Below are 16,528 nucleotides of genomic sequence, written 5' to 3' on the forward strand. Positions count from 1 at the left end.
GATGCCTTTGATGATAATGACGACAGTGCAATAGCCGGTTCGACAGTGAATGATGGTATCAACCCACCAAGTGGTACGAACCTGGGCGATGAAGATGGTGATGGCGAAGTAGATTACAGAGATATCCAGGATAACGATAATGACGGTATTGCAGATAGTATCGATATTGATGATGATAACGATGGTATCCCAGATACAGTAGAGAACGCTGGTAGTGGTGATCCACTAGCCGATACTGATGGCGATGGTATTTTAGACTATTTAGATCCGGATAGTGGAGCCGATGTGAATGGCGATGGAGTTATTGATAGTTTTGATGCCGATGGTGACGGAGTGATCAACCAGTTTGATTTGGATGGTGATAATGATGGTATCCCAGACTTAGTAGAAGGAGGCGGTACCGATGGTGATGGCGATGGTGTTGTAGACGCTCAGTTAGATAGTGACAATGATGGTATTCCAGATAGTGCCGATATCGACCAGACCGGTGGTACCGATACCGATGGTGATGGTATTGATGATGCTGCCGATGTAGATCAGACGGGTGGTACCGATACTGATGGCGATGGTATTGATGATACTGCTGATCCAGACGCCGATGGAGATGGTTTGGATGACAATACGACTCTTACTCCTGCCAATACGGATACTACAGGAAATCCAGACTTTTTGGATATCGATGCCGATGATGATGGTATTCCCGATAATATCGAAGCACAGCCTACCGTTGGTTATGTCGCTCCATTAGGTGCTGATACCGATGGTGATGGTATCGATGATGCGTATGACAGTGACCAGGCGGGAGCTACCTTACTCAATGTTCCAGAAAATACAGACGGTACAGATACTGCCGATTATATAGATACCGATACCGACAACGATGGTATCAATGATATCATAGAAAATGGCGATACGGACAATGTAGCCAGTGGTACTGATACCGATGGTGATGGATTAGATGATGCCTTTGATGATAATGACGACAGTGCAATAGCCGGTTCGACAGTGAATGATGGTATCAACCCACCAAGTGGTACGAACCTGGGCGATGAAGATGGTGATGGCGAAGTAGATTACAGAGACATCCAGGATAACGATAATGACGGTATTGCAGATAGTATCGATATTGATGATGATAACGATGGTATCCCAGATACAGTAGAGAACGCTGGTAGCGGTGATCCACTAGCCGATACTGATGGCGATGGTATTCTGGATTATTTAGATCCGGATAGTGGAGCCGATGTGAATGGCGATGGAGTTATTGATAGTTTTGATGCCGATGGTGACGGGGTGATCAACCAGTTTGATTTGGATGGTGATAATGATGGTATCCCAGACTTAGTAGAAGGAGGCGGTACCGATAGTGATGGCGATGGTGTTGTAGATGCCCAGTTAGATAGTGACAATGATGGTATTCCAGACAGTGCCGATGTAGATCAGACGGGTGGTACCGATACCGATGGTGATGGTATTGATGATGCTGCCGATGTAGATCAGACGGGTGGTACCGATACTGATGGCGATGGTATTGATGATACTGCTGATCCCGACGCCAATGGAGATGGCTTGGATGACAATACGACCCTTACCCCTGCCAATACGGATACTACAGGAAATCCAGACTTTTTGGATATCGATGCCGATGATGATGGTATTCCTGATAATGTAGAAGCACAGCCTACCGCAGGTTATGTCGCTCCATTAGGTACTGATACCGATGGTGATGGTATCGATGATGCGTATGACAGTGACCAGGCGGGAGCTACCTTACTAAATGTTCCAGAAAATACAGACGGTACCGATACCGCAGATTATATAGATACCGATACCGACAACGATGGTATCAATGATATCATAGAAAATGGCGATACGGATAACGTTGCCAGTGGTACTGATACCGATGGTGATGGATTAGATGATGCCTTTGATGATAATGATGACAGTGCAATAGCCGGTTCGACAGTGAATGATGGTATCAACCCACCAAGTGGTACGAACCTAGGCGATGAAGATGGTGATGGCGAAGTAGATTACAGAGACATCCAGGATAACGATAATGATGGTATTGCCGATAGTATCGATATTGATGATGATAACGATGGTATCCCAGATACAGTAGAGAACGCTGGTAGCGGTGATCCACTAGCCGATACTGATGGCGATGGTATTCTGGATTATTTAGATCCGGATAGTGGAGCCGATGTGAATGGCGATGGAGTTATCGATAGTTTTGATGCCGATGGTGACGGAGTGATCAACCAGTTTGATTTGGATGGTGATAATGATGGTATCCCAGACTTAGTAGAAGGAGGCGGTACCGATGGTGATGGCGATGGTGTTGTAGATGCCCAGTTAGATAGTGACAATGATGGTATTCCAGATAGTGCCGATATCGACCAGACCGGTGGTGCCGATACCGATGGTGATGGTATTGATGATGCTGCCGATGTAGATCAGACGGGTGGTACCGATACTGATGGTGATGGTATTGATGATACTGCTGATCCCGACGCCAATGGAGATGGCTTGGATGACAATACGACCCTTACCCCTGCCAATACGGATACTACAGGAAATCCAGACTTTTTGGATATCGATGCCGATGATGATGGTATTCCTGATAATGTAGAAGCACAGCCTACCGCAGGTTATGTTGCTCCATTAGGTACCGATGCCGATGGCGATGGTATCGATGATGCGTATGACAGTGATGTACCAGGTACTACTTTATTAAATACACCTGTAAATACAGATGTTGCAAATCCAAATCCTGATTTAATTCCTGACTATATTGATACGGATTCTGATGGTGACGGAGAGAGTGATACTATTGAGGCATATGATACTGACGATGATGGAGTAGCTGACACTACATTAGCTGGTACAGATGCAGACAATGATGGTCTGGATGATAATTTTGATACAGATGATGCCGATCCTGACCCTACCAATGGAGGACAAACCGCAACAAACCCTTTCCCAAATACTGATAATCCTACAACTCCAGAACCAGATTGGAGAGATATTGATGATCAAGTGGATTTAGTGGTTACCAAGGTAGTCAATAACGGTACTCCAGATGAGGGAAGTAATGTTATCTATACACTTACGGTTACTAATAATGGAGCCCCTGCAGCTACCAATGTTAGTATAACCGACTTGTTACCAGCCGGTGTAACCTATGTAAATGATACACCAAGTCAAGGTGCATATGTTCCTGGTACAGGAATTTGGACGATTGGTACGATAAATAATGGAGCCAATGCTATGATCGATATTGTTGCAAGTGTTGATGTGGGTACTAGTGGCGATACGATTACTAATACAGTTACTTCAGTAACCTTAGATCAGACCGATAATAACACTACGGCCGATGATCCAAGTGAAGATATTGTGGTGAATAATGAGGTTGATCTGGTTGTTGACAAGACAGTTAATAACGGTACTCCAGATGAGGGAAGTAATGTTACCTATACAATTTTGGTTACCAATAACGGTCCAGCTCAGGCTACTACGGTATCTTTAACAGATGTTTTACCAGCCGGAGTAACCTATGTAAGTGACACACCAAGTCAAGGAGCGTATGTGAGTGGAACAGGTATCTGGACCATAGGTGTGATAAATAGTGGTGCCAATGCTACGATCGATATTGTTGCAAGTGTTGATGTAGGTACTAGTGGAGATACGATTACTAATACAGTTACTTCAGTAACCTTAGATCAGACTGATAACAATACTACGGCCGATGATCCAAGTGAGGATATCACTGTAAATAATGATTCGGATTTAGCCATAAGTAAAACAGTAAGTGATGCGAATCCAAGCGAAGGAGACAACATTATATATACCATTACAGTAACTAATAATGGGGTAGCACAGTCAACAAACTTGGTAATTAATGATCAACTTCCGTTAGGAGTAACATATGTAACCGATACTCCTTCTCAAGGAACATATGCGCCTGCATCGGGAGACTGGGATATTGGTATCTTAAATAATGGAGCAACAGCAACAATAGACATTGTAACGAGTATTGATGTGGGTACCAGTGGAGATACCATAACCAATACCATTACCGTATCTTCAGATCAGAATGATCCAAACCTTACTAATAACGATCTTGAAGAGGACATTATCGTTACTAATATAACAGACTTGGTAATGAGTAAAACAGTAAATGATAGTACCCCTCTTGAAGGAGATACTATTAGTTATACGATTGTGGTAGAAAACAATGGTACAGAACAAGCAACTCAATTAATTGTGAATGATCTATTGCCTGCTGGAATAACATTTGTGTCTGATGTCCCAAGTACAGGTACTTATAGCAATGTAACAGGAGATTGGGTTATAGGAACATTAAATGCTGGAGCTACCGAAATATTAACGATTACAGCAACAGTAGATACAGGAACCAGTGGAACTACTATAACTAATGCGATTACCTTTACTATGGATCAAACAGATCCAGATCTTACCAATAATGATCTTGAAGAAGATATAGAGGTGGTTGGACAAATAGATCTTGTAGTTTCAAAATCTGTAGTAGAACCAGGACCCTATGTATTAGGAGGAACGTATAGCTATAGTATTATTGCTGTTAACGAAGGGCCAGCTCAAGCTACTAATGTTGTTATAACAGATCAATTACCAGCTGGAATAACGTATGTATCAGATGTACCTGATCAGGGAGTATATGATAACGCAACCGGGGTATGGACTATAGGAACTATACCTGCACTTCAAACTCGAATGCTTACTATTACTTTCTCTGTAAATGCTGGAACCGCAGGTAATAGTATAACCAATGTTATTACAGATATTGATTTAGATCAAATTGATTTGAATATTGTTCCTGATGACTTAGAAGAAACCATTGTAATCGATGGAGATAATGATGATGACGGAATATCAGATAGCGTTGATATTGATGATGATAATGATGGAATCCTAGATGTATTAGAAAGTTCTGTTGACTCTGATGGAGATAGTATACCAGACGTTTTTGATCAGGATAGTGATAATGACGGAATCCCCGATAACGTAGAAGGGCAAACAACAAGCGGATATGTGCCTCCTTCTGGAAATGATAGTGATGGTGATGGATTAGATGATGCTTATGAGGGTGCAGGTGATGAAGGGATCACTCCAGAGGATACAGATGGAGATAATATTCCTGATTATTTGGATGAAGATGCTGATAATGATGGAATTCCGGATATGACTGAAGGCTTTGATTATGATAATGATGGAATAGCAGATACCGTACCAAGCGGGAATGATATAGATAATGATGGACTGGATGATGCGTATGATGCGGATACCACTGGATTTGGAAATCCTAACGGAGATGTGGTAAGTACCAACCCTGATACCGATCTTAATAATACAGACTCAGAAGATGAACCAGATTATCGAGATATTGATGATGATGGAGATGGAGTATATACTTCTGAAGAAAATTATGACGGAGATAATGATCCTTCAGATACCGATACAGATCAGGATGGTATTCCAGACTATTTGGATGAAGATGATGACAACGATGGTCTTCTAACAATAGATGAAAGCCCTGATCCAAATGGAGATGGTAATCCCGAAGATGCTGTGGATACAGATGGAAATGGAACACCAGATTATCTAGAACCTAATGAGCCTATTACAGGAGACGATGGTATTACGATATTTAATGGGATGTCGCCAGATGGAGACGGTGTAAATGATGTGTTTGTAATTAGTGGCCTGGAAAGACTTGAAAACTCTATCGAGATTTATAACCGTTGGGGTGTAAAAGTATATAGTGCCAAGAATTATGGTAGAGATAATAACTTCTTTAGAGGTATATCTAATGGACGAAGTACTATAGAAGAAAAAGATCGATTGCCAGTAGGTACGTATTACTATGTATTAGAATATATTACCGAGTCTGGAGTGACTAAGAGTAGAGCAGGATACCTATATATCAACAGATAAGCAACCAAAATTCCCACAGATAGAAATCATCTGTGGGTTAAACTTTAAAATATTAAATAAGAGCGGATGAAAAAAATACACACGATAATTGCTACAGCACTTTTGAGCATTGTGTTTTACCATAGTTATGCTCAGCAAGATGCTCAATACACACAGTATATGTACAATACCATTAGTGTTAACCCTGCATATGCGGGAAGCCGTGGAGTAATGAGTATTACGGGGCTACATCGTAGTCAATGGGTTGGCCTGGATGGAGCACCCCGAACGCAAACACTTACAGCCAATACGCCTATAGGAAGTAAGGAGCGTTTAGGACTTGGTTTATCCATTATAAATGATCAGATAGGTCCTACCGACGAAACTTATTTTGATATTGATTTTTCATATACCATTCCGACCTCTGACCAGGGTAAGTTAAGTTTTGGAGTTAAAGCTGGAGCTCATTTGTTAAATATTGATTTGTTAGGCTTAACAAAATATAATGCGAATGACGGACTATTTGAAGCCAATGTCGATAATAAGTTTAGCCCTCAGGTAGGAGTAGGTGTCTATTATCATACCGATAAGTTTTACTTTGGGTTAAGTGCACCAAATTTGTTAGAAACTGATCATTTTGATGAGAGTTCGACAAGTAGTGATAGTACTGCAGAAAGCTTTTTGGCAGAAGAAAGAATCAACTACTACTTTATTAGTGGATATGTTTTTGATTTGGGAGGAGATGTAAAGTTTAAACCAGCAGTATTGAGTAAGTTAGTTTTTGGAGCCCCCTTGCAGGTAGATGTGTCTGCCAACTTTTTACTATACAAACGATTGACATTAGGAGCTGCCTATCGATGGAGTGCGGCGGTAAGTGGAATGGTTGGTTTTCAGATATCAGACGCTCTTATGATCGGTTTTGCATATGATCGGGAGACTACAGAATTAGGACAAACACAATTTAATGATGGTAGTTATGAAGTGATGCTACGATTCGAATTGTTTAGAAAATATAATAGGATGTTAACACCACGTTTCTTTTAAAAAAAATGGTAATTATGAATGTAGAAAAATACTATTGGATATTGCCTTTCATCATGATACTACCTGGTATCGTCTTTTCTCAAGAAAAAAATATGAACAAGGCTAATGAAGATTTTGAGCGGTATGCTTTTGTAGATGCTCGCAAGATATACTTGAATGTAGCAAAGAGTGGTTATGAATCTTCGGATCTGTTTAAAAAACTGGGAGACTCCTACTATTTTAATGCACAACTAGAAGAAGCAGTTCCCTGGTATGAAAAACTAACATCAGATTATCAGCATGAAATAGATCCAGAGTATTTATTTAGATATTCTCAAAGTCTTAAAAGTGTAAAACGATATGAAGAGGCTGATGAAGCTATGGAACGTTTTAATATCCTGACAGGAAATGACCAAAGAGCAGAATTCTTTATCAATACCAGAGACTATCTTAAGTTCATCGAAATGCAATCGGGTAAATTTAGATTACTAAAATTAGGAGTAAACTCAAAGTATTCTGATTATGCGCCTAGTTTTAATCATCAGGGGCAATTGATATTTGCTTCTTCGAGAAGCGGAGGAAATACTTTTTCCAAAAATATTCATGAATGGAATGAAATGCCCTTTTTAGATCTGTTTTCTTCAAACATTATAGAAGCGAACGGAATACTTCAAACTCCGAAAAAAGTAAAAGGAAAAATAAATACCAAGTTTCATGAATCCTCTACCTCTTTTAGTAAGGACGGACAAACGGTTTACTTTACCAGAAATAATTATACCAGGAAAAGATTAAAAACAAATGAAGAAGGAACCACGCTGTTAAAGTTATATAGGGCAACATTAGATGGTGAAAAATGGAAAAATATAGAAGAACTTCCTTTTAACAGCGATGAATACTCTGTGGCACATCCTGCGTTGAGTGCCGATGGCACCAAATTGTATTTTGCTAGTGATATGCCAGATAGTCGTGGGCTTTCTGATATTTATGTCATCGATATAAACGATGATGGTACTTTTGGAGAACCAAAAAACCTGGGTGATAAGATTAACACAGAAGGTAGAGAAACGTTTCCATACGTAAGTGATTCTGGACGTTTGTATTTTGCCAGTGATGGACATGTTGGACTAGGCGGGTTAGATATTTTTGTTTCAGTTCCAGAAGAGTTTGGGATGTTTTCTATACCTTATAATGTAGGTAAGCCTGTAAATAGCCCAGAAGATGATTTTACGTTCGTATTAAATGAAGCCACAAAAATAGGATATTTTTCTAGTAACCGTGCAGGAGGAAAAGGAAATGATGATATCTACAGTTTTAAACAAACAAAAGAATTAATTACTTCATGTAATCAATATGTAATAGGAGTGGTAACCGATGCGAATTCTAAAAATATTCTTCCAGATACAGAAGTTTTTTTATTAGATGCAAATAATAGTGAGTTACAGCGTACCAGAACAGATGCCAGAGGAGAGTATAAATTCGATATTGATTGCGAAACTTCTTATGTTGTTCGTGCTAGCAAAGAGTCATACAATCCTACCGAAGCTACTTTAGCAACCAATAAAGTATTAGAATATGAATTTAAATTACCATTACAATTAGGAATGGGTAATGGGTTAACAGGAAAAGAGGTAAAACCAGGAGATGATCTGGCCAAATTATTGAGTTTAGAAATCATATACTTTGATTTGGATAAATCATTTATCAGATCTGATGCAGAAGTAGAGTTGCAAAAAATTATTGCGGCTCTCAAAGAGTATCCAAACCTAAAAATAGATATCCGTTCGCATACCGATAGTAGAGCAGGAGATAACTACAATATGTACCTAAGTGAACGAAGAGCAAAAAGTACCATCAAATATATTATAGAAAAAGGAGGGATTGATAAATCTCGTATTTCAGGTAGAGGTTATGGAGAATCTAATCTGGTTAATGAATGTGCAAACGGAAAACCTTGTGAAGATGATGAACATCAGCGTAATAGAAGAAGTGAATTTATAGTATTGCAACAATAGAAGATGTTTGCCAGCTATAAAAATAGTGCTACAAAAAAATATCACTATTTAATTTGAAACTTAAATTTGCTACAATTAACCTCGATTTCATTGTAAAATATAGGGTTGCAAAATTGTATTTTTTGATCTATTCTTTTTAGAAGAATAGATTATTAAAACTACCGGATCTAATAGGCTATCTGGTAGTTTTTTATTAGATCATAATTTTATAAGAAGTATAAAAAATAGTTGACCAAACTATTAGGAGAATATAGATGATATTTTTGCAGATAACATAGTATTTGATACCCTAGTAATATTGTATCTGATTTTGGATAATTAATACAATGTTTAATGTTATTAGATTCTTAAAATATACATAAAATATAATTATATTCGCAAAACACAAAATATCAACGATGGAGAAAGCTCAGGAGTGGTTCAATTATGGAATTGAACTAGCAAAAGAATTCGGACCAAAACTTATTACAGCAATACTTATTTATATTGTTGGTTCATGGGTAATAAAAAAAATCATTAGTAGCTTAAAAAAGCTAATGAACAAAAGCAAATACGATGAATCATTGCAGAAGTTTTTGTTAGATCTTATTAGCTGGGCTTTAAAAATATTTCTAATTATTTTGGTTATTTCCAGACTTGGAGTAGATGTAACCACATTTGCTGCAGTAATTGCCGCTGCAGGTTTGGCGGTAGGACTTGCATTACAAGGTTCGTTGTCCAATTTTGCGGGGGGAGTTCTTATTATGATATTTAAACCCTATAAAATAGGAGACACTATAGAAGCCCAGGGGGTTATTGGTACTGTAAAACAAATAGAAATATTTACAACCAAAATTATAACACCTGGTAATAAATTGGCAATTATTCCTAATGGAGCAATGGCTAATGGCAACATAATAAACTTTACAGCAGAAGGAAAGATGCGGGTGGATCTTACGATTGGTATTGGATATGATGAAGATATTAAAAAAGCTAAAGAAGTTTTACTACAAGTTTTAGTTACAAATAAACAAGTATTAAATGATCCTTCGCCTTCTGTTAATGTTAGTAATCTGGGTGATAGTTCTGTAGATTTAGCTGTAAGACCTTATTGTAAGCCAGAAGATTACTGGAGTGTTTATTTTGATACATTAGAAAATTGTAAGGTGGCTCTTGATAATGCAGGTATCGAAATTCCTTACCCACATTCTGTGGAAATTCAAAAACAAGCTTAGGTTAGGTAACTTAACTCAAGTTTTTTTAAAGAAAAAAGTAAAAGTAATCAATGGGTAATGTAGTTTATCTATTACATAATAGAATTTATAAGAGATGTAAAATGTTATATAGCATAGTTTTAATAACAACTAGTGACCTCTGTTACTTTATTTTTCGTTTTCCTTATAAAAACATTACTTTTTAAGAGATAACTACAAGCTGGCTGTATAATGAAAATAAATTAAATCCTTGCTGTTTAAGGTTTGATTCTATGTGATTTATACATGCCGTTTAATTTGAATTTACTTGTTGAAACGACATTTGTTTTACTGATCTCTCAAAGTATAGGTATACTAAACTTTTTTTATCGGTAAACTCAAATGATAACAAGTATTCTTTTCTACAATTTAATATACGGAGATAATTTTCGTACTGTATTTACTTCAAAAAAGATCACTTAGGTTTTAAAAAATAACAAAGTTTGACAGGTGAACGTCTAATCTTAGGAAACTGTATTTTTTTTACTTGTATTTTACATAACTATCAGACTATTAAGTATATATATATATTTACATGTAGAAACCTTCTGTTTTTAACAAAATTTTACGGTTTATCAATCGATATTTGACGTTTTATTAAAAAATAAAAATTGGATTAAAATGATTTTTTTACGTTAAAATGCTAGTTGTTATATGTTTTATGAATGAAAATTCTTACTAAAAAAATTATTTTAAAAATTCAAGATTTGTTTTTAAGTGACTTATAATCAGAAATTTATAATTATTTTTTGTTAAAAAAAGATATAATTGACATCGGGTTTTTATGCTTTTTTTAAGATATTTTTAGGTTATGGTTATACCGTAATTATTATGTGTTTTTAGTGTATTGGTTTTTGGTAATTTGTGATTATATTTAAGTATTACTTTTTAATAGTAATATTTTAGTAGCCAAAATCTTAGTATTTACGTAAGATTTATTAGTTTTTAACTAAAAATTTACATGTATAAAACTAAAAATTAGGCGTCCAAAAAAATAGTTTTGAAGAATACGTTTTTAGTGAAATAAATTAGATCACTAAAAATTAAACAACCCGGCAATTGTAGAACTTTGGCGAGCCAACGAAAGCAGGGTCTGAATAACGATTAATTTAAAAATTAACCATATGATAAGAGTATTATCTCATATACTTATAAATTGGTTTTCATTGTTGAGTTCTTTTCAACATAAGTGTGAAAATCTAATTTATTCAATATTCTTTTTTCTTTCTAAAACATATGCTGATTTTAAAAGTAAGAATTCTTTGTCTTTAGTCAGGTCATTCAGTGTGATTTTTCACTTTTTTTTAACTAATTGCAAAACAAGTAGTTTCATTACTTTTTTTTCTAAGCCTTTAATAAGAATACAGAAAGCTGTATCAAAACAATATATAAGTGTTTTGTTAATGTTGATCATTAGTAATGATAATACTACCTATGCAAGTTCGTAGCTAATGAAATGTATAGGATAAATGATTTAAAGATTTAAATGTAGTTGTTCGGGTGATGGAGATTATTTAAAATATTATGATTAGTTGTTAAATTACATTTTGACGATGTGTTTATGTTAATAGCCTCCTGTTTTTAGGGGTAATTTCAGGAGGTTTTTAAAGCATACTAAGATAAAAATCTGTTACCACGTTGTAATAGATATTAAAATTACATTTTGACAATGTGTTTACGTTAATAACCTCCCGTTTTTAGGGGTAATTTCGGGAGGTTTTTAAAAAATCACAGTAAAAAAATACAACCTGCTCATACGTTGTAGTAGGTATAAAGTTACATTTTGACAATGTGTTTACGTTAATAACCTCCCGTTTTTAGGGGTAATTTCGGGAGGTTTTTTAAAAAATCACAGTTAAAAAATACAACCTGCTCATACGTTGTAGCAGGTATAAAGTTACATTTTGACAATGTGTTTACGTTAATAATCTCCCGTTTTTAGGGGTAATTTCGGGAGGTTTTTTAAAAAATCACAGTTAAAAAATACAACCTGCTCATACGTTGTAGCGGGTATAAAGTTACATTTTGACAATGTGTTTACGTTAATAACCTCCCGTTTTTAGGGGTAATTTCGGGAGGTTTTTAAAAAATCACAGTCAAAAAATACAACCTGCTCTCATATGTTGTAGTAGGTATAAAGTTACATTTTGACAATGTGTTTACGTTAATAACCTCCCGTTTTTAGGGGTAATTTCGGGAGGTTTTTTAAAAAATCACAGTTAAAGAATACAACCTGCTCATACGTTGTAGTAGGTATAAAGTTACATTTTGACAATGTGTTTACGTTAATAACCTCCCGTTTTTAGGGGTAATTTCGGGAGGTTTTTAAAAAATCATTAGTTAAAAAATACAACCTGCTCTCATATGTTGTAGTAAGTAGGTATAAAGTTACATTTTGACAATGTGTTTACGTTAATAACCTCCTGTTTTTAGGGGTAATTTCAGGAGGTTTTTAAAAGAAAAAGACTGTTTTAGATTAAATTAAGTAGATTGTTTGATGAGTTACCCAATGTAAAAGTTGGGTAACTTTTTTGTTGTACCTAATAATAGTGGATGTTTTTTATATTTTAGCGGTTATGACAGATAGTAAACTTCTTGAATATTTAGAATCGTTTCTTACACCAAGACGATTAGGATTAAATAAAAAAATCCTAGACCAAAGAACAAACCATTTTACTGTAGCTATAGAAGATGTGTACCAATTGCATAATACAAGTGCAGTTATACGAAGTTGCGATGTATTTGGGGTGCAAAATGTACATGTGATTGAGGAGGTAAATGTAAAGCGAATAGATAGAGAGATTGCTATGGGAGCTCAGAAATGGATAGATGTAAATCGATATGCTTCTACAAAAGAATGCATTACACGTTTAAAAAACAAAGGGTATCAAATTGTTGCAACCACACCACATGATGAATCTGTTGTTTTACAAGATTATGATATCACAAAACCTGCCGCTTTTTTCTTTGGAAAAGAACGACATGGATTAAGTGAACAGGTTATTTCTAAAGCAGATTGTAAATTACATATTCCGATGGTTGGGTTTACCGAAAGCCTTAATCTTTCTGTTTCTGCAGCAATTATATTACAACATGTAACTTCCCGGTTGAGAGCATCAGATATACCATGGCAATTGTCTCATGAAGAAATATTGCAAAAAAGAATGCAATGGGCAAAGAAAATTATTAAAAGCCACGAAAAGATTATAGAACGTTATTATAAGGATTTAGATCATAAATAAATACCTGCTACCAAAGTATAGCAGGGCATTTAGATTATAATGATGTTATTACATTTTGTGTTTTATTTTAAAAGTATTAATTTTTGAGAAACAGAAGCTTTTGAACCAGAAAACAAAATGATATAAGTGCCATTTTCTAAGCCAGAAAGGTTGATGCTTCCATTTTTGAACAGAGACTTTTTTTGTATCAGTTGTCTACCATTAGTATCGTATATTTTAATGGTATTGATATTTATAGAAGAATTATAATAAACAACACCTGCAGATGGGTTTGGGTGTAATTTTATGATGTTACTTTTTGAAGGTATAATTATTTTATTCTCTTCATATCTTTCTGTAGCAATTTTTTGTTGTGCCTTAGAACAGGTTGAGTTTTGTAATGTTAAACTAAGTGCATCATAATAGCTATCATTATCTGTTCCTATCAATCTATTACCTTTTAATACGACATTAATTACTTTGGTGCCTGTTGGTATTGTAATTCGATCTGTTAGTTTTTGCCATGTAGCACTGGTATTAGATATAGGAGTAGAAGTTTTTATTAACGTGTTATTTGCATTTATAAATTCAAGATACATTTCTGGTTTGTCATTGCCATCTCGGTAAGATCTAAGAAATCCCGATAATTCTGCTGTAAAAAGGTTATTGTTGATACCTTCTGTGTATGAGGAAACGTCAATAGATTGCCTAGCTATCCCTACAGTTTTTTCGTTGGTGCATACTCCTCCTACAGCAAAAAGTCTTTGCCCTTGATACGAGGGTACAGCAAAACACTCATTACTTATTAAGGATTCTATATCTCCAGACCAATTATTGGTACCATTCTCTGCGTTTCCATTTATGAGTAGGTTAGAAACTTCACAAGGTAGGCAAGGATGACAAGATGAGCCTCCGCAATCTATTCCGGTTTCGTCTCCATTTTTGATGCCGTCTAAACAACTTGTAATACTACAACTGTTTGATCTGGATAAAGAAACATGTAATGTGTCAAAATAACTGTCATTATCTGTACCACCGTTTCGGGTTCCTTCTAATATCACTGATAATGATTTAGTACCAGAAGGAATGGGGATTGTTTTTGCAATGTTTTTCCATTGTGGAGTTTTGTTAATTAAGGATGGTGATTGCTCAATCATTTGATTGTCGTTGCCTAAAAATTCGATATACATTTCGGGTTGATCCGTTCCATTATACGATCGTAGATAAGCGGTATATTTTAATGCAATGCCGGTAGTTTCTATTTCTGTGGTATAGGATGATAAGTCTATTGTTTGTTTTGCGATCCCTGTGGCTTGTTCATTTGCACAAACCCCGCCTACTGCAAAATGATGGGCTCCCATATGAGAAGGGATAGAGTTACAACCATTGCTTGGTATTGCTTCTATATCACCTGTCCAGTTTGATGTACCAGATTCTGCACCACTATTTAAAAGAAGATTGCCTGTAATAGCATCATTGTCAGGTGCAGTTGTAATGGATATTGGGTCAGACCATTGACTCCAGGTAAGATTAGTATTTCTATATCGTACTCTCCAGCAATATGTTTTGTTGGCAATAAGATCATTTACTTTTTCATCGGTAAGGTCGTCGTTTTTTTGAGTATCTATTTCATTGTACCAATTATAAAATTGTTTCCAGATGTCTCTAATATTTGTGCTAGAAAAATCACAGCCTTCAACAATTTGCCAATGAGTCGCTTGGTGCGTGCTATTTGGATGACTAAAAGGTGATGCTTTTAGCGTAATGCAGTTAATAGGCGTTTTTCCTATAGGAGATATTCCTGTTGGAGTAGAAGGTGCTATATCGTATCTTTTGATGGTAATTTCGTCAGATAGCGTATTGTTTTTTGTAACATTCTCGTCTCCTCTCGAGTATCGTTTCAGTTTAAATTTAGGATCATTACCTGCTTCAACTTCTAGCATAACAAAACCGTATTCATCTTCGGTATAGGTAAATTCATCATAATCGGCATTTGCAAATTCGCCCCAGTAATCAATGTTTCCACCAGCGGTAGCAACGTTCATCCAGACATGATTGTGATCTCTGGATTGTCCACGAGAATATCCATGAGTATGACCAAAAAAGTGAATAGAAGGTTTCTCATAGTTTGAAGTAAACGTTTCAAGCTCTGCAACCACATCTCCAGAAAAATCAGATTCTCCAGGAGTCCAAAGTTCTGATTTATGAGGATGATGTAATTGAACGAATACAAAATCTATAGTGGATATTATACCGGCATTTTGCAATACTTGTTTTAACCAATTTATTTGTTGTTGTTTGTTTGAAGAAGAAGCGTTCGAGTTTAATCCTATTAGACGAACATTAGAAATATCTTTATACCACCATTCTTCAGGGTTAGAAGAAGAACCATTTCGTGGCAAATCAAAATATTTTAAAAACAAACCAAGTCCACCAGAACCAAGAACATCATGATTGCCGGGAGCTGGGTATACCGGTAAATAAGGAGTTATAGCATTAGAAGGGTCAAAGAATTCATTTTTCCATGAACTATGAGTGCTTTGTACTACCAGATCACCAGGGATAAGAATTGCATCAAGGTCTTCTATCCCGTTTGGATAGGAGTTGTTGGCAACTACCGATACTCCTTGTTCTACAATGCTCTTAAATACATTGGGGTTATTACTGTCTCGTTGCATGTCTGACATAGCGACAAACTTGAGGCTCTCTTCTGAAGCTGCAGAAGGATGAGTTCTAAAATTATATAAAGAAGATAAAGCTCCTGAGGAAGTACGAACCTTGTAATAATATTTTGTATTTGGCTGAAGTCCCGTAATTTTTGCTGTATGGATGCGATTTATCCCTCTTGATGCAATCGAAATACTACTAGTTGTGTTGTTTAAAGAAAAAGGATTCGTACCCCAATCGACGAAGCATTGTCCAGATCTCTTGACTTCCCACATAATAACGATCCTATCTTGAGCGTTGTTTTGTAAGTATGGTTTAAGGACAAAATCTTGGGCGATTGTAGGAATAGATGTGAATAATAGCGTAGCTATTATATAAGAAAAAGTTGAGTATTTTAGAATCATTTTTTTAGGTTTTA

The 16,528-nt window shown here is 36.0% G+C and carries 6 protein-coding genes; 5 read left to right on the forward strand and 1 reads right to left on the reverse strand.

Annotation, left to right across the window (positions count from 1 at the left end):
* The 5 genes from ABW636_RS13830 to ABW636_RS13850 all read left to right on the forward strand — a co-directional run.
* A partial coding sequence (locus ABW636_RS13830; protein ID WP_367590645.1) for a T9SS type B sorting domain-containing protein occupies positions 1-5,976 on the forward strand: 5,976 nt, incomplete at its 5' end.
* A 66-nt stretch (positions 5,977-6,042) separates the two neighbouring features.
* Positions 6,043-6,999: a PorP/SprF family type IX secretion system membrane protein gene (locus tag ABW636_RS13835; protein ID WP_367590646.1), complete on the forward strand. Its 957-nt coding sequence runs from the start codon at positions 6,043-6,045 to the stop codon at positions 6,997-6,999.
* A gap of 14 nt (positions 7,000-7,013) precedes the next feature.
* The gene (locus ABW636_RS13840) at positions 7,014-8,990 is read left to right on the forward strand and encodes an OmpA family protein (protein ID WP_367590647.1); all 1,977 of its coding nucleotides are present in this window, start codon (positions 7,014-7,016) and stop codon (positions 8,988-8,990) included.
* A 398-nt stretch (positions 8,991-9,388) separates the two neighbouring features.
* Positions 9,389-10,204: a mechanosensitive ion channel family protein gene (locus ABW636_RS13845; RefSeq protein WP_367590648.1), complete on the forward strand. Its 816-nt coding sequence runs from the start codon at positions 9,389-9,391 to the stop codon at positions 10,202-10,204.
* Between the two features lie 2,594 nt (positions 10,205-12,798).
* Complete coding sequence (locus ABW636_RS13850) at positions 12,799-13,464, forward strand: TrmH family RNA methyltransferase (RefSeq protein WP_367590650.1); 666 nt, start codon at positions 12,799-12,801, stop codon at positions 13,462-13,464.
* A 62-nt stretch (positions 13,465-13,526) separates the two neighbouring features.
* Here the strand turns inward: ABW636_RS13850 and ABW636_RS13855 are convergent, their stop codons facing one another.
* Positions 13,527-16,514, reverse strand: coding sequence for a fibronectin type III domain-containing protein (locus tag ABW636_RS13855; protein WP_367590652.1), 2,988 nt, complete (start codon positions 16,512-16,514; stop codon positions 13,527-13,529).
* Positions 16,515-16,528: the final 14 nt, after the last annotated feature.

The organism is Aquimarina discodermiae (assembly GCF_040786235.1).
In the GTDB taxonomy this organism is placed as follows: Bacteria; Bacteroidota; Bacteroidia; order Flavobacteriales; family Flavobacteriaceae; genus Aquimarina.